Origin of the sequence: Nitrobacter vulgaris (assembly GCF_002028545.1) — a bacterium.
Classification (GTDB): Bacteria; Pseudomonadota; Alphaproteobacteria; order Rhizobiales; family Xanthobacteraceae; genus Nitrobacter; species Nitrobacter vulgaris.
Genome location: NZ_MWPQ01000042.1, coordinates 79,160 through 98,561, shown reverse-complemented (window position 1 = coordinate 98,561; position 19,402 = coordinate 79,160). Strand labels below are relative to the sequence as shown.

General features: G+C 60.2%; 18 protein-coding genes. 14 read left to right on the top strand and 4 right to left on the bottom strand.

The genetic code is table 11. The annotated features are described in order from the left end of the window. Positions 1 to 53: 53 nt before the first annotated feature. Positions 54 to 521, bottom strand: a complete 468-nt coding sequence (locus tag B2M20_RS11440; protein WP_079447164.1) for a hypothetical protein — start codon at positions 519 to 521, stop codon at positions 54 to 56. 131 nt (positions 522 to 652) lie between these two features. Continuing rightward, a complete protein-coding gene (locus B2M20_RS11435; RefSeq protein WP_087881169.1) occupies positions 653 to 1,585 on the bottom strand; it encodes a class I SAM-dependent methyltransferase in 933 nt (310 codons plus the stop codon). Positions 1,586 to 1,806: 221 nt separating this feature from the next. On the opposite strand from B2M20_RS11435, the gene B2M20_RS11430 reads away from it, so the two are divergent. The 8 genes from B2M20_RS11430 to B2M20_RS11395 all read left to right on the top strand — a co-directional run bounded on the left by B2M20_RS11430 (position 1,807) and on the right by B2M20_RS11395 (position 10,505). Then, entirely contained in the window at positions 1,807 to 2,397 is a 591-nt protein-coding gene (locus B2M20_RS11430; protein WP_079447163.1) for an SET domain-containing protein, read from the top strand. A 377-nt stretch (positions 2,398 to 2,774) separates the two neighbouring features. After that, positions 2,775 to 3,944, top strand: coding sequence for an acetyl-CoA acetyltransferase (locus B2M20_RS11425; RefSeq protein WP_079447162.1), 1,170 nt, complete (start codon positions 2,775 to 2,777; stop codon positions 3,942 to 3,944). Between the two features lie 95 nt (positions 3,945 to 4,039). Further along, a complete protein-coding gene (locus B2M20_RS11420) occupies positions 4,040 to 5,533 on the top strand; it encodes a CoA-acylating methylmalonate-semialdehyde dehydrogenase (RefSeq protein WP_079447161.1) in 1,494 nt (497 codons plus the stop codon). A 16-nt stretch (positions 5,534 to 5,549) separates the two neighbouring features. Beyond that, on the top strand, positions 5,550 to 6,695 hold the full coding sequence (locus B2M20_RS11415; RefSeq protein WP_079447160.1) for an isobutyryl-CoA dehydrogenase: 1,146 nt from the start codon (positions 5,550 to 5,552) through the stop codon (positions 6,693 to 6,695). Next, positions 6,692 to 7,762, top strand: a complete 1,071-nt coding sequence (locus tag B2M20_RS11410) for an enoyl-CoA hydratase/isomerase family protein (RefSeq protein ID WP_079447159.1) — start codon at positions 6,692 to 6,694, stop codon at positions 7,760 to 7,762. Before B2M20_RS11415 ends, B2M20_RS11410 begins: the two co-directional genes overlap by 4 nt. A 33-nt stretch (positions 7,763 to 7,795) precedes the next feature. Then, positions 7,796 to 8,695, top strand: a complete 900-nt coding sequence (gene mmsB / locus B2M20_RS11405) for a 3-hydroxyisobutyrate dehydrogenase (RefSeq protein WP_079447158.1) — start codon at positions 7,796 to 7,798, stop codon at positions 8,693 to 8,695. 70 nt (positions 8,696 to 8,765) lie between these two features. Further along, on the top strand, positions 8,766 to 9,242 hold the full coding sequence (locus B2M20_RS11400; protein WP_079447157.1) for a MaoC family dehydratase: 477 nt from the start codon (positions 8,766 to 8,768) through the stop codon (positions 9,240 to 9,242). Between the two features lie 30 nt (positions 9,243 to 9,272). Continuing rightward, positions 9,273 to 10,505 (top strand): BaiN/RdsA family NAD(P)/FAD-dependent oxidoreductase, encoded by a 1,233-nt coding sequence (locus tag B2M20_RS11395; RefSeq protein ID WP_079447156.1) that lies wholly within the window; start codon positions 9,273 to 9,275, stop codon positions 10,503 to 10,505. Between the two features lie 8 nt (positions 10,506 to 10,513). Here the strand turns inward: B2M20_RS11395 and B2M20_RS11390 are convergent, their stop codons facing one another. Continuing rightward, positions 10,514 to 12,328: an ABC-F family ATP-binding cassette domain-containing protein gene (locus B2M20_RS11390; protein WP_079447155.1), complete on the bottom strand. Its 1,815-nt coding sequence runs from the start codon at positions 12,326 to 12,328 to the stop codon at positions 10,514 to 10,516. Positions 12,329 to 12,332: 4 nt separating this feature from the next. Continuing rightward, a complete protein-coding gene (locus B2M20_RS11385; protein WP_079447154.1) occupies positions 12,333 to 12,806 on the bottom strand; it encodes a YaiI/YqxD family protein in 474 nt (157 codons plus the stop codon). A gap of 351 nt (positions 12,807 to 13,157) precedes the next feature. Between B2M20_RS11385 and B2M20_RS11380 the strand changes: the two genes are divergently transcribed. The 6 genes from B2M20_RS11380 to B2M20_RS11355 all read left to right on the top strand — a co-directional run bounded on the left by B2M20_RS11380 (position 13,158) and on the right by B2M20_RS11355 (position 19,376). After that, positions 13,158 to 14,261 (top strand): Ppx/GppA phosphatase family protein, encoded by a 1,104-nt coding sequence (locus tag B2M20_RS11380; RefSeq protein ID WP_079447153.1) that lies wholly within the window; start codon positions 13,158 to 13,160, stop codon positions 14,259 to 14,261. A 119-nt stretch (positions 14,262 to 14,380) separates the two neighbouring features. Further along, positions 14,381 to 14,752: a DUF2946 domain-containing protein gene (locus B2M20_RS11375; RefSeq protein WP_079447197.1), complete on the top strand. Its 372-nt coding sequence runs from the start codon at positions 14,381 to 14,383 to the stop codon at positions 14,750 to 14,752. 92 nt (positions 14,753 to 14,844) lie between these two features. Beyond that, a complete protein-coding gene (locus B2M20_RS11370) occupies positions 14,845 to 17,229 on the top strand; it encodes a TonB-dependent receptor family protein (RefSeq protein ID WP_087881166.1) in 2,385 nt (794 codons plus the stop codon). Between the two features lie 16 nt (positions 17,230 to 17,245). Then, entirely contained in the window at positions 17,246 to 18,454 is a 1,209-nt protein-coding gene (locus tag B2M20_RS11365) for a sialidase family protein (RefSeq protein WP_079447152.1), read from the top strand. Continuing rightward, a complete protein-coding gene (locus B2M20_RS11360; RefSeq protein ID WP_079447151.1) occupies positions 18,451 to 18,945 on the top strand; it encodes a TlpA family protein disulfide reductase in 495 nt (164 codons plus the stop codon). The genes B2M20_RS11365 and B2M20_RS11360 overlap by 4 nt, the downstream gene beginning before the upstream one ends. Before the next feature lie 59 nt (positions 18,946 to 19,004). Then, positions 19,005 to 19,376, top strand: a complete 372-nt coding sequence (locus B2M20_RS11355) for a DUF2946 family protein (RefSeq protein WP_079447150.1) — start codon at positions 19,005 to 19,007, stop codon at positions 19,374 to 19,376. The last annotated feature ends 26 nt before the right edge of the window (positions 19,377 to 19,402 follow it).

Below are 19,402 nucleotides of genomic sequence, written 5' to 3'. Positions count from 1 at the left end.
CAGGAAGCAGAGAATTGGTTCCTTTTCGGGAAAGGTTGGAAATTGTTGGTTCGTCACTCGTCGTTGCCGCGGGATACTGCGATGGCGGCGCTGGTTTTGGTGCGGGTGCAATGCATGTTCAGCCGCCGATAGCGCATCTGTACGTCGTCGCCGTGTAATAGGCCCATGCGCTTGATGCATCGGGTGACGCCTTTCAACGTATCGGCGACCGGGATCGTGAAGATAATGGCAGAGGCTCGCGCCACCAGATCGTAAAACTCAGGTTTCGGCTTGCGGCTATCCGTGCCGGCGATCAGTTCGTTGGTAAACTTGCGATTAGGGCAACCGAGGATCAACTGCGTGGTCGCGGGATGCGACAGGAAAATAGCGTTGGCGGCGGTCTTGCCGACATGCAAGCCGTCGATCTGACTTTTAAGTTGTCCGGCCAGATCGTCACAGCGATCAGCTAGGGCCGGTAAAGGGGCAAGCATCGTTGCTGCGGCAAGATAAAGGCTGGTGAGGCAGCGGCGCAGGCTTGTCATTCAACGATCTCCCGAGGAAAACGATCAAGCTGGTGGGTACGCGCGGATAGATTCGCACTGGAGCCGGCGAAATTGTTCCTCAGCGCCTGGTGGCATATTCCTGTCATGATGATCACGAGGCGACGCACCGATTACGGCTCCAGCGTCACTCGCAAGCCGTCATCGCTCTCGACGTGAACGTAACGCGGCGCGATCGGACGGCCGCGGCCGCTGGCCACGGTTACGATGTCTTCCAGCGGAGCGGCGCGCGCATCTTCCTCCGGCCGGGAAAGGATCAAATCCGCGTGAAACAAACCCTCGGATTCAAGCCCCGTTGAGTCGATTTGGGCGGCTGCGAGAGTTGTAAGGCTGCTCTCGAACTCCTCGGCATCGCGAAAACGGCGCTGGACAAAAGTCACGCCGCTCAGCTTTTCCGTTACCAGGCCGCGCTGTGCGAATGTCGTCGCAAGCGCGTCATAAGGAAACATTCGCAGCACGAAGGAAATGATCCATGGTTTCTTCTCAGTCGCACCGAGAAGCTTGCCGAATGTCTTTTCGGTGACATAGCCGATGCATCCCGTTGACAGGATCACGTCGACGGGGCGGACAATGCGCGCGTCTTCCGCGGAAAGCGGCTGGTTTTCGAGGTCGGCGACGATGCCATGATCGAGAAGCCCGACGCGCGTCGCGTAGCGAATTGCTGGCGCCGATACATCAAGGCCGATAAACCGGGCGAGGCCATGATCGGGCCAACTCGCATAGAAGTTGCGATCGAGCAGCATCAACTCTTCGGGGCTGATTGCCTTTACTTCGCGCCGGGCGTAGCGGTGGCGCAAACCTCCGAAAGTCAGCGGAAAACGATGCACGGCGGCGTTGATGCCGTATGAGCAGCCGACATCGAGCACGACCGGTTCGGCTTTGCTGACAGAAGCCTTGGCGGATAGTATCTGGCGGATAACCGGCTCGGCTACATCGGTGATCATATAGTCGAGATCGCCCAGGATCGAGAAATACGATCTTGGGTCGTCCTGAATGTAGATATCATCGAAGACTGCTTTGGCCTCATTGATCCGGGAGAATTCCACCTTTAACAATGCTCCGTCCTTATTTCGAAAAGTCCAACTGTCGTTCACGCTTCTAAACGCGAGTTGCTTATTGCAGAAACCAAGGCGAAGATAAACCCATCTGCGGTTATGGAAGATCAGCACGTAGGGACGGAGCCACCTGACAATAGCTACGGAATCATGCAAAACTAACGTATCCACGAAGCCTGACATCATCATTGAGCATTTCAGTTTAGCCCATCATGCCCGACATATCTCTGAACAAGCCTTATCGTATTGGCCGCTCCCGCACGGGGCTCGGTCTCTTCGCCACCAAACCAATCAAGAAGGGCACGACGATCATCCGGTATATCGGGCCGCTGCTCGACTGCAACAAAGAGAAGGACGATGCGGTCGAGAACAAGTATCTCTTCCAGATCACCAGCCGCTGGACCATCGACGGTTCGCTGCGCAAGAACATCGCACGCTATATCAACCACTCCTGCAAACCGAATGCGGAGTCGGACGTCCGCAAGATCAAGCGGCGCGTCGATATTCGCGCCATCAAGGACATCGCGCCCGGCGAGGAAATCAACTACGATTACGGCACCGACTACTTCAAGGAGTATTTGAAGCCGATCGGCTGCAAGTGCGACTCCTGTGAAAAGAAACGCAAGAAGTTGCGTGCGGCGGCGCGCGAGGAAAAGAAGCATTCACGGGCGAGGGCCGAAAAGCGCGCAGGCGTCGGAGGCAGTCGCAGAAAGCTGAACGGGCATAAGGCGCGCTCCGCAGCTCCAAAGAACTCGAAGGCGCGGTCGGCAGCTAAGGACGGAAGATCAAAGAAACGTTCATAAAGAACGGTGCTGATCATCCTGTTATCGCTCAGTCGGTCATCTTAATCTTGCGGTGGCCGGGTTCAAAGCCGTCTAGTTGTGCCGTTGAGAACGGACATGGAGTGCGCGGCCATATAAAGCGCGCAGGTTCGTGAATTATCGCTCCGCCGAGTTGCTTCCGGTTTGTTTCGCAAGGCGCCGCTCTGTCCCGTTGTCCAGCTGGGAACGCATGGTCAGTCATATGTTGGGGTGAAAAATCCCACTATCGCCCTGAAACCCGCGTTTCCGACAGACTATATCTCGGCATAAGACCAGAGCGGGAAGAGGAGCGTGTGTGGTGACGATCCGCTCGCATCCCGCTCTAAAACAGATACGGGCCAGCACATGGGAGCAGGACCATGACCGCCAACATTGTGGGGTGGGCGCATACGCCGTTCGGGAAACTGGACACCGAGACCGTCGAAAGTCTTGTGGTGAAGGTGGCAACCGACGCATTGGCCGATGCAGGCGTTTCCGCAGGCGAGGTTGATGAGATCTTGCTCGGGCATTTCAATGCCGGTTTCTCACCACAGGATTTTACCGCGGCTCTCGTCCTGCAAGCTGATCCAGAACTCCGCTTCAAACCGGCGACGCGCGTGGAGAATGCCTGCGCCACCGGGTCGGCGGCGGTGCATCATGGTGTCCGCGCGATTGCGTCCGGTGCGGCGAGGATCGTGCTGGTGGTCGGCGTTGAGCAGATGACGCGGACGCCCGGTCCGGAGATCGGCCGCAATCTGCTGCGCGCCTCCTACCTTCCCGAAGATGGCGATACCGTCGGCGGTTTTGCCGGCATTTTTGGCAAGATCGCGCAAGCCTATTTCCAGAAATACGGAGACGCTTCGGATGCGCTGGCGATGATCGCAGCGAAGAACCACAAGAACGGCGTCGCCAATCCTTACGCGCAACTGCGCAAGGATTTCGGTTACGACTTCTGCCGTTCCGAGAGCGAGAAGAACCCGTTCGTGGCGGGGCCGCTGAAACGTACCGACTGTTCGCTGGTTTCGGATGGCGCGGCCGCGTTGGTGCTGATGGATGCTGACATGGCCAAGTCGGCGCGCAAGGCGATCAGCATCCGCGGGACCGGCCACGCGCAGGATTTCCTGCCGATGTCGAGGCGCAACATTCTCGAGTTCGAGGGTTGCACGGTGGCCTGGCAGCGGGCGCTGGCGAAGGCCGGCGTTGCGCTGTCCGATCTTTCTTTTGTCGAGACTCACGATTGCTTCACCATTGCCGAACTGATCGAGTATGAGGCCATGGGGCTGACGCCCAGGGGGCAAGGGGCACGCGCCATCAAGGAAGGCTGGACGCAGAAGGATGGCAAGTTGCCGATCAATCCGTCGGGCGGTCTGAAAGCCAAGGGCCATCCGATCGGCGCCACCGGAGTTTCCATGCATGTGATGAGCGCAATGCAACTCGCAGGCGAGGCACCCGATGGCATGCAGATCAGAGGCGCCAAACTCGCCGGCATCTTCAACATGGGTGGCACGGCAGTTGCGAACTATGTTTCGATCCTCGAGCCGGTTCGATAGTTTCTAAAGCGCGCATCGTTCAAGACGCGCAGCGAATAAGAATATACGGATCAGGATGTCACGACTGGAATCTTGCAAACGAGCCGGGAGGGAGCATGCGTACCATCGGGCACTTTATCGGCGGCAAGAATATCAAGGGTGCATCGAAACGTTTCGCCGACGTGTATCAGCCGATGACGGGCGAGGTGCAGGCCAGGGTCGCATTGGCATCGAAAGCTGAATTGCGCGAGGCCGTGGAGAATGCCAAGGCTGCGCAGCCGGCTTGGGCAGCGACCAGTCCGCAGCACCGAATCCGCGTGCTGATCAAGTTTCTCGAACTGGTGGCGCGCGACAATGATGCGATGGCGGAACTGCTCGCCCGCGAACATGGCAAGACCATTCCCGACGCCAACGGCGACATCTTCCGCGGCGTGGAGGTCGTTGAATACGCCATCGGCATTCCCGAGTTGATGAAAGGCAGTTTCACCGAGAACGCCGGTCCCGGCATCGACAGCTATTCGATGCGCCAGCCACTCGGCGTCGTTGCCGGAATCACGCCGTTCAATTTCCCGGCGATGATTCCGATGTGGAAGTTTGCGCCGGCAATCGCCTGTGGCAACGCCTTCATTCTGAAACCCTCCGAGCGCGATCCAGGTGTGCCGATGCGGCTGGCCGAACTTATGTTCGAGGCCGGTTTGCCGTCCGGCATTCTTAATGTCGTGAACGGGGATAAGGAGGCGGTCGACGCCATTCTTGACGATCCCGATATCGCGGCCATCGGCTTCGTCGGCTCCTCCTCGGTCGCGCATTATATTTATTCTCGTGCTGCCGCGACGGGCAAACGGTGTCAATGTTTTGGCGGCGCCAAGAATCACATGATCATCATGCCTGACGCTGATATGGATCAGTCGGTGGATGCGCTGGTGGGGGCGGGCTATGGCGCAGCCGGTGAGCGCTGCATGGCGGTATCGGTCGCGGTGCCGGTCGGCAAAACAACTGGCGACCGGCTAATGGAGAAGCTAATCCCGCGCGTGGAGAACCTGAAGATCGGACCGTCCACCGATGCATCCGCCGATTTCGGTCCGCTCGTCACCAGGTCGGCGCTGGAGCGTGTCAGGAACTATGTCGAGATTGGCGTCAAGGAAGGCGCTACGCTGGCGGTCGATGGTCGCCGCTTCAAAATGCAAGGCTACGAGAACGGCTTCTACATGGGTGCTTGTCTATTCGACAACGTCACCAGGGACATGCGGATCTACAAGGAAGAGATTTTTGGTCCCGTGCTCTCGGTGGTGCGCGTCAATGATTTTGACGAAGCGGTGGCTCTGCCGTCGCAGCACGAATACGGCAACGGCGTGGCGATCTTCACGCGCGATGGCGACGCTGCGCGCGAGTTCGCTTCCCGCGTCCAGGTGGGAATGGTGGGCATCAACGTGCCGATCCCGGTGCCGGTCGCCTACTATACGTTCGGTGGCTGGAAGCGCTCGGGCTTCGGCGATCTTAATCAGTACGGTCCGGATTCAATTCGGTTCTACACCAAGACCAAGACCGTCACCTCGCGCTGGCCCTCCGGCGTCAAGGAAGGGGCGCAGTTCGCGTTCCACAGCAAGTGACCGGCAGGGATCACGTATGCAGTTCGCGCTGACTGAGGATCAGATCGCTGTCCGCGATATGGCGCGCGACTTCGCCGCTGAGAAGATCGCGCCGTTCGCACTCAAATGGGATGAGGAGAAGCACTTTCCGGTCGCGACGATGCGGGAGGCAGCGGCGCTCGGTATCGGCGGCATCTATATTAGGGATGATGTCGGCGGCTCAGCCTTGAGCCGGCTTGATGCTGCGCTCATCTTCGAGGCGCTAGCGCAGGGTTGTCCCACCGTATCGTCGTTCATTTCGATCCACAACATGGCGTCGTGGATGATCGATGCCTACGGTTCGGACGAGCAGCGGCTCAAATGGTTGCCGAAACTCTGCACCATGGAGCTGCTGGCGAGCTATTGTCTGACTGAACCTGCCGCGGGATCGGATGCGGCAGCCTTGCGGACCCGCGCGACGCGTGACGGCGATCATTACGTTGTCGACGGACAGAAGCAGTTCATATCGGGCGCCGGCGCCAGCGACCTTTACGTCGTGATGGTGCGCACCGGAGACGACGGGCCTGGCGGTATCTCGACGCTCGTGGTCGAAAGCGATACGCCGGGTGTCTCGTTCGGCGTCAACGAACGCAAGATGGGATGGAACGCGCAGCCCACCCGGGCGGTGATTTTCGAGCGCGCGCGGGTGCCGGTCGTAAACCGTCTTGGCGACGAGGGCGTCGGGTTCAAGATCGCGATGGCAGGACTTGACGGCGGACGGCTGAACATCGCCGCGTGTTCGCTCGGTGGCGCGCAATCGGCGCTCGACAAGACGCTCGTTTACATGAAGGAGCGCCAGGCTTTCGGGAAGCGGCTCGAGGAATTCCAGGCCTTGCAATTCAAGGTCGCCGACATGGCGACCGAGCTGGAAGCGGCACGAACGTTTCTGTGGCGTGCGGCTTCCGCGCTGGATCGGGAGGATACTGATGCCACCATGCTGTGCGCGATGGCAAAGCGGCTCACCACGGATGTTGGATTCGATGTCGCCAATCAAGCGCTGCAACTCCACGGCGGTTACGGCTATCTCAGTGAGTACGGCATCGAGAAGATCGTGCGCGATCTGCGCGTCCATCAAATTCTCGAGGGCACCAACGAGATCATGCGCGTGATCGTGTCACGCAAGCTGATCGAGGGTGCGCGATGAGGGGTCTTGCAGACGAGCCGGATCTGATCGTACGGCGCGAGGGGAGCGTGGGCGTCGTTCGCCTCAATCGTCCGAAGGCAATCAATGCCGTCACCCTGGAAATGTTTCGCGAGATGCATAAGGCGCTGGACCAGTTCGAGGCAGACCCTGCCGTCGGTTTGGTTCTTCTTGAGGGTGCCGGCGAGCGCGGCTTGTGCGCGGGAGGCGATATCCGCTCGCTTTGGGAGAGTGCGAATGTCGGGGGCAATCTCGGCAAGGAGTTCTGGCGCGAGGAATACTTACTCAATGCCCGGATTGCGAAACTTCCAAAGCCCTATGTCGCCTTCATGGATGGCATCGTGATGGGCGGCGGCGTCGGATTGTCGGCGCATGGCGGGCACCGCGTCGTCACCGAGAGAACCAGGCTCGCAATGCCGGAGACCGGTCTCGGCTTCTTTCCGGATGTCGGCGGCACCTGGCTGTTGTCGCGTGCGCCTGGTGAAATCGGGACCTATTTCGGGTTGACCGGCCAGAACATGAACGGGCCGGATGCGATCTACGCAGACTTCGCCGATGTGGTTGTGCCGTCGCGAAAACTTGCTGCGTTGCGCGAGGCGCTGATCGATCTCGGTGCTAGTGCGGATTCAGCCCGCGTGAAATCAACGATCGCCGGCTTTACGAATGGCGACGCTGGCAGTTCTGTCGCGTCAATCCGCCCGCGGATCGATGCATGGTTCGCCCATGGTCGAATGGACAATATCCTGGCGGCGCTGCAACGCGACGGGTCCGAACTCGCGCGGTCCACCCTCAAGACTCTCAGCGAGAAATCGCCACGCGGCCTTATGGTGACGTTAAAGTTGCTGCGGCTTGCGCGCGCCTCGGCCACGCTGGAGGAATGCCTTGCACGAGAATATCGTGCCGCGCTCGCAGTCTTTACGAGCGACGATTTTCGCGAAGGCGTTCGCGCTACGATCATCGACAAGGATCGAAATCCAAAGTGGTCGCCGTCGAGGATCGAAGAGGTTACGCCGGAGATGATTGCGCCGTATTTTGCGAATGTCGGCGCGGACGAACTTGTGTTCAATTAGATATAAGAACAAGTAACTTCGACTGGAGGCAGCATGGCGGCCATTGCGTTCATCGGTCTCGGCAACATGGGTGAGCCCATGGCGGCCAATCTCGTCAAGGCCGGCCACAGGGTGGTCGGTTTCGATCTCGTTTCGGAGTCGAGAGATGCGGCCAAAACGAATGGCGTGACGATTGCAGGCAGCGCAAGGGCTGCGGTGACAAACGCGGACGTCATCATCACCATGCTGCCGATCGGGAGGCATGTGGTATCGGTTTGGACAGATGTTATGCCCGTGGTTACCAGGGGCGCGCTGATGATCGACTGTTCGACCATCGATGTCGAAAGCGCCCGGCGGGTCCATATGCTGGCGGCCAGGGCTTCTCTGCATTCGGTCGATGCGCCGGTCTCGGGAGGCGTCGCGGGCGCCCGCGACGCGACGCTGACTTTCATGGCTGGCGGGGAAGTTGAGTCCTTCGAGGCGGCGAAGCCGTTTCTTGAAGCGATGGGCAAGAAGATCATCCATTGCGGCCGTGACGGAGCGGGACAGGCCGCCAAAATCTGCAACAACATGATCCTGGGTGTTTCAATGATCGCGGTGGGCGAGGCCTTCGTGCTTGCGGAAAAGCTCGGCCTGTCTCGCCAAGCGCTGTTCGATGTCGCCTCGACAGCGTCGGGCCAGTGCTGGTCGCTCACGAGCTACTGTCCGGTACCGGGGCTGGTTCCGACCTCGCCCGCGAATAACGACTACAAGCCGGGCTTCGCCTCGGCGATGATGCTCAAAGACCTGACGCTTGCGCAGGAGGCGGCGAAATCTACCGGTGCGGTGACGCCGCTTGGACAGCACGCGCAGGACATCTACAAGGCGTTCGATGCGGCCGGAAACGGGGGGGTCGATTTCTCCGGAATCATCCGGCATATCCGCGCCCTTGCGGAAAACATGGGTGGCCGATGACGATGTGAGGGTGACTTTCTAAAACTTCGAGAGCTCAGAGCTCGGGTCAAAAGCGGGGGAGACGTAAGCTGTGAACGAGGTCTGGAAGCAACCATCGGTCTCGCTCGAAGCCTACAGGCAAATGATCGGTCAGGAGATCGGCGCTTCGTCATGGCACCTGATCGACCAGAAGCGGATCGATCTCTATGCCGATGTGATCGAAGACCGTCAGTTTATCCACGTCGACCCCGAGCGGGCCAAGGAAACAGCGTTCGGCACGACCGTTGCGCATGGATTCCTGACCATGTCGCTGCTCAGCGTCATGTCGCATGAGGTGATTCCGCCGGTCGCCGGTGTGACCATGCGGGTGAACTATGGCTTTGACCGGCTCCGGTTCATATCGCCGGTCAAATCCGGATCGCGCGTCAGGGGCCGTTTCACGCTCACCGAGGCGACGCTTCGCAAGCCCGGCGAACTGCTGTCGCGCACGGCCGTCAGCGTCGAGATCGAGGGCGAGAAGCGGTTGGCGCTTGCCGCCGACTGGCTTGCTCTCCTGTACTTTTCCTGACGGCGCGGAACTAGGGCACATCTTTTTTCGATGCGTGACGTCCTCCAAACCCAAGCTGCGATTGTTGGCGCTGGTCCCGCCGGCCTGATGGCTGCGGAAGTTCTCGCGCGCGGGGGCGTGCGCGTGACCGTGTTCGACGCCATGCCGTCGGCGGGCCGCAAGTTTCTGATGGCGGGGCGCGGCGGCCTCAATCTGACGCACAGCGAGCCGCTGCCGCAATTCCTCGCGCGCTATGGCGCGGCCGTACCCTATCTCAAACCGGCCATCGACGCGTTCACGCCCGAGGCGCTGCGAAAATGGGCCGACGATCTCGGACAACCGACTTTCGTCGGATCAAGCGGACGTGTATTTCCGAAAGTGCTCAAAGCGTCTCCGCTGTTGCGTGCATGGCTTAAGCGGCTTGATGCTCTTGGCGTGACGCTGGAGCTGCGCCATCGCTGGATGGGCTGGGACCACGACGACCGCCTTAAGTTTTGGACGCCTGATGGCGAGCGCATGGTGGCAGCAGATGCGACGATCATGGCGCTTGGCGGCGCGAGTTGGCCGCGACTTGGCTCTGATGGCGCGTGGGTCGAACAGCTCGCGTCCAGAGGGATTGCCATGTCACTGCTGCGACCGGCCAACTGCGCGTTCACCGTGGCATGGAGCGGCATCTTCCGTGATCGCTTCGAAGGCCAACCGCTGAAGAACGTTGCGCTGTCGTTCGGTCCGCACACTGTGCGCGGCGAGGTGCTCATCACGCGTGACGGCATCGAGGGTGGAGGAATCTATGCCCTCTCGGCGATGCTGCGCGAACACATCAACGTTGCGGGGAACGCCGTTCTGCACATCAACCTCCGACCTGATGTACCGACGGATCGACTCGCCGTGCGGTTGAACGTGCCGCGCGGAAAACAGTCCATGTCTAACTGGCTGCGCAAAGCCGCTGGCCTTGCGCCGGTCGCAATCGGACTATTGCAGGAAGCGGCGATCGCTTCTGGACAGCAGTCGGGAACGATGCCGCCGCCAGCGCTTGCGGGGTTTATCCAGTCGGTTCCGATCACTCTGACGGACATCGCGCCGATCGCGCGCGCGATCTCCTCCGCTGGAGGAATTGTGTTCAGCGAGCTTGACGGCGACTACATGATCCGCAGGTTGCCGGGCGTGTTCGCCGCCGGGGAAATGCTGGACTGGGAAGCGCCGACCGGCGGCTATCTGCTCCAGGCCTCGTTCGCGACCGGTGCGGCAGCCGGGCGAGGTGTGCTGAAGTGGTTGCGGCATTAGTCTGGCTCTCAGGCTTCCTCGATCTCCTCGCGGAGCATTTCCAATTCGAGCCAGCGATCCTCAGCTAATTGCAACTCTGTCTGCGCCTTAGCCAGCGCGCCGGAAGCCTTGTCAAAGGCTGCGCGATCCTTCGCATAGAGGTCTGGATCGTCAAGGTGTTGCTGCTGCTTTGCGATCTCGGTTTGAAGTTTTGCGATGGATTTCGGCAGCGTCTCGAGCGCATGTTTCTCGTTGAAGCTGAGCCGTCGCTTGCCAGGGGCGGTGGCTGCAGGTGCGTTCTTCGCAGAACGCTCTGTTTCAGATGCCGGAGTGGATTTCGGCGCCTCGCGCTTCAGATCGGCGCCGCGCTGCGCTAGCATGTCAGTATAGCCGCCGGCGTATTCGACCCAGCGGCCATTGCCTTCGGGGACGATCACCGAGGTCACGACGCGATCCAGAAAGTCGCGGTCGTGACTGATGAGGATGACGGTGCCCTCATAGTCGCCGAGCATGTCCTCCAGCACGTCGAGCGTTTCCAGATCGAGATCGTTGGTCGGCTCGTCCAGCACCAGCAGGTTGGATGGCTTTGCCAGCGCGCGTGCCAGCATCAGGCGTCCGCGCTCCCCGCCGGACAACGCCTCAAGCGGAGTTCGCATCTGCTCCTGGGCGAACAGAAAATCCTTCATGTAGCTGACGACGTGCTTCGGCTTTCCACCAACCATGACGTGATCGCTGCGCCCCCCGGTCAGCGCCTCCATGAGCGTCGATTTCGGGTCGAGGCTTTCTCGGTGCTGGTCAAGCGTCGCCATTTCGAGATTGGCGCCGAGCCGGATCGTGCCGCCGTCTGGCGTCTCGGCTCCAGTGAGCATGTTGATCAGCGTGGTCTTGCCTGCGCCGTTGGGACCGACAATGCCGATGCGGTCGCCGCGCTGGATGCGGATTGAGAACTGATCGACGATCGTTCGCTCATAGGACTTCCCGATGCCCTTTGCCTCGATGACGAGCTTCCCGGACTTGTCGGCCTCGGCCGCGGCGAGGTTCGCGCTGCCGGCTGTGCCGCGATAATCGCGACGTTGCCGACGCAGTTCATGGAGACCAGCGAGCCGCTTGACGTTGCGCTTGCGACGGCCCGAGACCCCATAACGCAGCCAGTGTTCCTCGGCTACGATCTTGCGGTCGAGCTTGTGCTGGTCGCGCTCTTCTTCGGCCAGAACCTCGTCGCGCCATTCCTCGAAATTCGCGAAGCCTCGGTCGATCTGCCGGACCCGGCCGCGATCGAGCCATGCGGTGCTGCGCGAAAGATTGGCCAGGAAGCGCCGGTCATGGCTGATGAGAACCAGCGCGCCGCGCCGCGCGCCGAGTTCACCTTCCAGCCATTCGATGGTGGTGAGATCGAGATGGTTGGTCGGTTCATCAAGCAACAGGATGTCGGGCGAGGGCGCCAGCACGCGCGCCAGCGCAGCGCGCCGGCCTTCTCCACCGGAAAGATGCGCGGGATGCTCCGCGCCGGTGAGGCCGAGCTGTTCGACCAGATAGCGCGCTTGATAGGGATCGTCGCCGGGGCCCATCCCAGCCTCGACATAGGCGAGCGTGGTTTCAAAGCCGGAGAAATCCGGTTCCTGCGGCAAATAACGTACGGTGGCGCCGGGCTGCACGAAGCGGCTGCCGCCGTCAGACGCCATGAGGCCTGCCGCAATCTTCAAGAGTGTTGATTTGCCGGAGCCGTTACGACCGACCAAGCAAAGCCGTTCGGATTCCGATACCGTGAGTTCGACGCCGGACAGCAGCGGTGTGCCGCCAAATGTCAGCGCGATATCTTTTAGCTGAATCAGCGGCGGCGCCATCGTCTCAACCCTGCTGTGTCGCGCAGGTGCGCTGGATACGGCGGATGGCTTTGTCGAGCTCCGACAGGAATGCGGAGCGGTCGCGTGGCTGGAACGAGCGCGGGCCACCCGTCACTTCGCCGCTCGCGCGTAGGTCGGTCATCAGGTTGCGGACTGCGAGCGTCATCCCAATCGACTGCTCCGTGAATGGCTTTCCGTTCGGCGCGATCACGCTAGCGCCCGCCTTGACGCAGCGGCTCGCCAGCGGAATATCCGCGGTGATGACGATATCATTCTTGCCGGCGCGTTCTGCGATCCAGTCATCGGCAGCATCCATGCCCGGCCCGGCCGCAATTCGCTCGATCAAGGGGTCGTCAGGCACACGGATATACGTACCTGCGACCACGATGACAGGTACGCTGTGACGTACCGCGACGCGATAAATTTCGTCCTTCACCGGACACGCATCGGCGTCAACGTAGATGCGAATGGAGGTCAATGGCGGATCATCTGCTGCGCGGACATCATGGCAGCGCGTGTTACTCCATGTGAGGGAGGATTGCGAGCGGGCGAGCCAAAGCCTTCGATTGGCGCACAAGAGGGTGCATGCTGCCGTCAACGATATATCTGTGGTTGTACGAAATTGATTTTGCGACGCAATAGAGCGGGGAAGTTGTAAAATTGCGCTTGGCTTTTGATGTTTTCCTGTTTGCTCGGTCAAATCGTCCCGGCGATCCGAATGACCCTGACCTAGGAGTCTATGGGCGGTTGCGCTCGCGGTCTGCGCTGCTAAACTTCCGGAAAAATATTGTCTCGTAGGCCGCTCGAGTGGCCGCGGAAAGACGGATACATGGATGATGATATCCAGCGTTGCGTTGATACCGGATCGCGCGACAGCTTTCTGGGATTGGAAGCCGCGATGACCGCGGCGAGCGCTATCCGTTCTTCGCCGAGCGCCGATGCCGGCGTTTATGCTGCCCTCGATCTCGGCACCAACAATTGCCGGTTGCTGATCGCCTCTCCGACAGGCGGCAGTTTTCGCGTGATCGATTCGTTTTCGCGAATTGTCCGGCTAGGCGAAGGCATCTCATCGACCGGGCATATCAGCGAGGCGGCGATCGAGCGGACTATCGCCGCGCTCGCCATATGCCGCGACAAGATCCGCGTCAGGAAAGCGGGCCGCCTGCGGCTGATCGCGACAGAGGCGTGCAGGGCGGCGTCGAACGCCGAGAATTTTCGTACCCGCGTTGCTGCCGCCACGGGCATTCAGCTCGAGGTGATCGATCGGGAGACGGAAGCCGCACTTGCGGTAATCGGCTGCTCGCCGCTGGTTCATCCGAAAGCGAGCGGCGCGATCCTGTTCGACATCGGCGGCGGCTCGACGGAGCTCGTTCGCATAGAGCGCCGTCGCGAAGGCGACCTGCGCACCATGGCTTGGATGTCGCTTCCGGTTGGTGTCGTAACGCTAGCTGAGCGTTTTGGCGGGCACGACATAACGCCGCAATCTTACGCTTCCATGGTGAATGAGGTCACCGGCCATCTTGCGGTGTTTGCGGCTGCCCATGGCCGCGATCTCTACGGAATGCACCTTCTCGGCACCTCGGGCACGGTGACGACGCTTGGCGGTCTCCATCTCGGCCTGGCGCGCTACGATCGCCGCAAGGTTGACGGTATCTGGATGAACGATATCGAGGTGACCCAGGTCATCGCGCGGCTCTGCGGCATGGATTATGAAAAACGGGTGGCAAACGGCTGCATCGGGATTGAGCGTGCCGACCTGGTTCTGGCGGGCTGCGCCATCCTGGATGCCATTCGACGAGCCTTTCCTTTGCCGCGTCTGCGAGTAGCGGATCGTGGTCTGCGGGAGGGTATGCTGGTCGAAATGATGCGCGAAGATGGCGCACTCAACGGAGCTGACCACCAAAAGGATGTTTCTCCGGATTGCCGGGCGTGACCCGGTAATCTATCCCGAACAGCCCCTACCGATTTGAATTCGATGGGCCGAAATCGAGAGGGTCGTCTAGACACCCGAATTCCGGCATGATAGTTCCCGGCAGCGAAAGGCTGGGGATTATGCGTCGGCGGCTGGGGCGATTTCTTCCGATCGTCATGTTTGCGATGCTGGTGCAGATATTTGCACCCATTGCCGCATGCCTGGCATTCAGCACCGTCTCTGCCGCCCCGCTAGCGGGTGCGATATGTTCGCATGCCGCCGCGGATACGAGTTCTCCGCAACACCGTGAGACCGACCCTCAGCAGACACACGGCGTCTGCTGTACGTTGTGTGTGGTCCACGCCGCAACCCCACCTCCCGACTCGCAAGCGGCTGCTGTCAGCTTCGCACGTGACGCAACCGCCGTCGTCTGGCGCGGCTTGGGATTCGGGTTGCCGCCATTCGCGGTTGCCTCCCACGCGCAGGCGCGTGCTCCTCCGGCTATTTCCTGATTCAGCAAATCCGCACGATCGCCGTGACTGCGGCGGTGATCCGGTCTGTTTGATTAAATGCTCAGGGCGATCGCCCGCATCGGGAATATCCTATGTTTTGCTCTCGTTTCTTTTCGGGCGCTGGCGCGCTCGCATTGCATTCGGCGTTGCTCGCTGTTTGCAGCGATGCTGCCGCTCAGACTGCCGCCCAGACACTTCCGGGCATCACGGTCGAAGCCCCGCGCCGTGCCCAGGCCAGTCCGCGCAAAAAGCGGTCGGTCGCTCACCGCGACGCTCCGAGATCATCTCCCCGGCCGCAGCCGGCCGTCGTCGTAAGGCCGTCGCCAGTCTCCACAGATGCGCAACTTGCGATCCTTCATCAGGCGCCGACCGGACAGCCCCAGACAACGATCGGCCGCGATCTATTCGCCAACAGGCCCGCGTTCTCCGTGGCCGACGTGTTGCGCGACAGTCCCGGCATTTCCATCAAGCAAGGGAACGGTCCCAGGGACTTCGGCATCTCGATTCGCGGGTCGAACGCGCGCAACGGCTTCGCCATTCGCAATCTGGTGATCTTTGATGACGGCTTCCCGGTCACCCAGCCTGATGGACTGTCCCGCAGCGACCTGATCGATCCTCGCGCCTACGGGGCCATCGACGTCATTCGGGGGCCGTCGTCCGCACTCTACGGCAATTATGCGACCGGCGGTGCGCTGAACTTCAGGACCCGTCGCGGCGCCGACATCAACGGCGTCGAGTACGGCGTCGATGGCGGGAGCTACGGATACCTCAACAACTATCTGACTGCCGGCAAGAAAGTCGGAAACTTCGAAGGCTCTCTGTTCGCAAGTGACGCGCGTAGCGATGGTTTTCTGGGCAACAGTTGGTTCAACACTCAGACCGTGAATTTCCTGGGGACACTACAGGCGACGCCGGACGATCGTTTCACATTCAAGCTGATCAACAACACGCTGGATACGCGCCTCCCGATCCGGTCCTCACTCAATCAATTCTACATCAACCCCTTTCAGCGAGGCTGTGAAACGGCCGCAACGGCCGCTCCCGGCTGCGGCACGATTACGTTGTTCAATAACGGCTTCAACACAGCCAACGGGACCAGTCGCCAAACGGCCGAGCAGGCCAGGCTCGGCCGCGACGATCGCCGGACGATCGTGGGCGGACGCTGGGAGCATGATTTCGATAACCAGACCACCTGGCGCAACCAATTCGTGTTCGACGATCGCAATATCAACCAGCCGACCGGCGCCACGAGCGCGATCGGCGATTACCCATCCTATAACTTCATGAGCGACCTCGTCAGGCGGAGCGATCTCCTGGGAATGGATTCCACCAGCTACCTTGGCGCGTTTTACAACACCCTGAGTTGGTCGGGTGACACATACAATGTGGCGCCTGGAGGAACGCGCGGTCAGTTACAGTCGAACGTCACCGGAGAGCACACCAACTATGGTGTCCGTGCGCGCGAAGAACTGCGGCTCACCAACGCATGGACCGCTATTGCGGGGATCGGGTGGGAGACAACCCATTTAAACGGCGTCAATACAGCTTACACCTATACCGGGCCAACGGGTATTACGACCACGACCATCAGAAGCACGGATCGCCAATTCCAGAACACCGCGCCGGAATTCGCGCTTCAATACCGCGCGGACAAAGACTGGCTTCTCCGTGCGCGGGTGGCGACCGGCTATGGAACGCCACAGGTCGGCAACCTGTTCGTGCTGCCAAACGGTCAGAACGGCAACAATACGCAGCTCAATCCCCAAAGGAATCTCGGCTACGATCTCGGCTTTGACTGGACGCCGGACCCCACGGTCAGGGTAAGCGCGACAGGCTTCTACGAGTTTTTCCGCGACGAACTGGTCACGCAGGCAACGCCCCTCGGCTCGCCCAACTCAAGCTATACGTTCAACGCCCCGAAATCCGAGCACCGTGGCTTCGAACTCTTGGCGCAATGGCGTTTCCTGCCAAGTTGGCGTGTGACCACCGCCTATACCTATCTCGACCAGATCTACACGAGCTACACCGAGAATATCACCAATGGTGCCGTTTTCGGTTTCAATCGCGCGGGCAACAAGATTCCCGGTATTTCGCCGAACGAGCTGACGGCAAGGCTTTCCTACGACCAGCTCTCGGGCGCCCTGAAAGGCGTTGGCGCATTCGTCGAGTTTCAGTGGAGGGACGCATTCTATATGGACAATGCCAATCTCCTGAAAGCGCCCGGCTACGAACTCGTCAATCTCAATCTGCACTACGACACGCCCCTGCAATCCGAGTATCTTAACTCGCTTCATGCTTATTTCGAGGTGCGGAACGTCTTCGACAGGACATATGTAGCGTCCGCCAATAACATCGCGAACACGGTAACCGGAGCGGGCGTTCAAAACCCCGCGAGCGTTTTGGCTAACACCGGCGGCTCCATCTATGCCGGATCGCCACGCATGTTCATCGCCGGAATGAGATTTGCGTTTCGGTAGCAAAGGTGGGCTGACTATGATCAGAACAGCAATCGTCGCTGCGATCGCGATCCTCTGCCAGGGCGTGGCAAACGCGCAGATGAGCCATCACCACGTATCAGAGGCTGCCTGTGATACGACCGAACTGCGATGCGCGACCAAGGTTACGCCGGCATTCGCCCCAGACGGGACCTTGTGGCTGGCGTGGATGGCAGGTGGGCGCATACTGGTGGCGAGCTCCAAGGATCGTGGAAAAACCTTTTCAGCGCCAGTCGCGGTCGTTGATCGGCCGCTTGATCTCGATTGGGGACCTGATGCGCGTCCCAAGATGGTCGTTGACCAGCACAACCGGATCGCCATCGCCTTTTCGATTTTCAGGGACAAGAACTTCAACGGCGAGGTGCTGTACACACGCTCGGTTGATGGAGGTCACAGCTTTAGCAAGCCGGAATCCATTACATCGAACAAGGAAAGCCAACGCTTCGAGCAGCTCGCACTGGATGCCGACGGTTCGGTCTTCGTGGCCTGGCTCGACAAACGCAACCGGGCGCAAGCGCGCGCGGCCAATCAAACGTATAAGGGAGCGGCTTTGTTCTTCGCATGGTCGAAGGACGGCGGCGGGTCGTACACCGAGGCTCGCATGTTGAAGGACAGCACTTGCGAGTGCTGCCGGATATCCGTTGCGTTTGCGGGTTCTGGCCGGCCCGCCGTACTGTTTCGCAATATCTTCCCGGGCAGCGTTCGGGACCACGCGATCGTCACCCTCGGGGATCCAGCTACGCCGGGAGAGATCCATCGCGTCAGTCAAGACAACTGGAAGACCGAGGCGTGCCCGCACCAGGGGCCGAGCCTCGCCATTTCGCCGAAGGGAATCTATCACGCGGTCTGGTTCACCAGCGGCGAAGCTCGAAAGGGTTTGTTCTATGCGCGCTCGACGAACGGCGGACAGACGTTTTCCGAGCCCATGGCTCTTGGCAGGCCGGACCGGAGCGCGTCACGCCCCTACGTCTTAGCGAGCGCCTCTGGCACCGCGATTGTCTGGAAAGAGTTCGACGGCGAGAAGACAACCGTGAAGCTTATAAAGTCCGTCGATGATGGGGAAAACTGGTCGCAACCGCAGGTCGTTGCTGAGACAGTTGACGCGTCTGATCATCCTTTGCTTGTCGGGAATGGACGCGAGGTCTTCTTGTCCTGGATGACCAAGGCCGACGGCTACCACATCATGCCGATCGAGGGCGCGCCATGAAGCGTTACTTGTGGCTGTTCGTGTTTGCTCTGACACTTCTCTCGCACCCCCTCGCGGCGCACGATCAATTGCGCTCGTTCCAGCGCGGAAGCTGGCAAACCATTCTCGATGCGCATGCCGGCCGTCCAATGATGGTCAATTTCTGGGGCGTCACTTGCGGCCCTTGCAAGGTTGAGCTGCCGCTGCTCGGGAGTTTCGTCAGAAACAATCCGGGTGTCGACGTCGTAACGGTCAATGCCGATCTCGTTCCGAACCCGCGCGAAGCTGCACTCTCAATGCTGCATAAGGCCGGACTATCTTCGGTCGAGAACTGGACCTTCAGCGACGGTTTCGTCGAACGACTGCGTTATGAGATCGATCCCAGCTGGCAAGGCGACATCCCTCGAACGATGTTGATTGCGCGCGATGGCAAAGTCACGACGGTTGAGGGCATTGTCGATCTCGCCAAGATAAAGAAATGGTTCGGAAGCCAGATGATCGAAACAAGATGAGGGAGATCTGCGCTGAACTCTCAAGAAACCTGAGCGGGTGGCGGAAAGGTTGAGGGATTATGCGTCGGTGGCTGGGACGATTTCTTCCAATTGCCATGTTTGCGATGCTGGTGCAGACATTCACGCCAATCGCGTCGTCCCTGGCATTCAGCATAATCGCCGCCGATCCGCTGGCAGGTGCGATATGTTCGGTCGCTCCCGATGCGAGCTCTCAGCAAGACCGTGAGACCGACTCGCAGCAAACTCATAGCGCCTGCTGTGCATTGTATTGCGTCGTCCACGCCGCGACACCGCCCGCCGACCCCCAAGCCGTCGCCGTCAACATCGCGCGTGACGCAACCGCCGTTGTGTGGCGCGGTCTGGCCTTTGGGTTGCCGCCATTCGCGATCGACTCCCACGCGCAGGCGCGCGGTCCTCCTCACATCTCCTGAGCCAAAACAAACTGCACCAGAAGTGC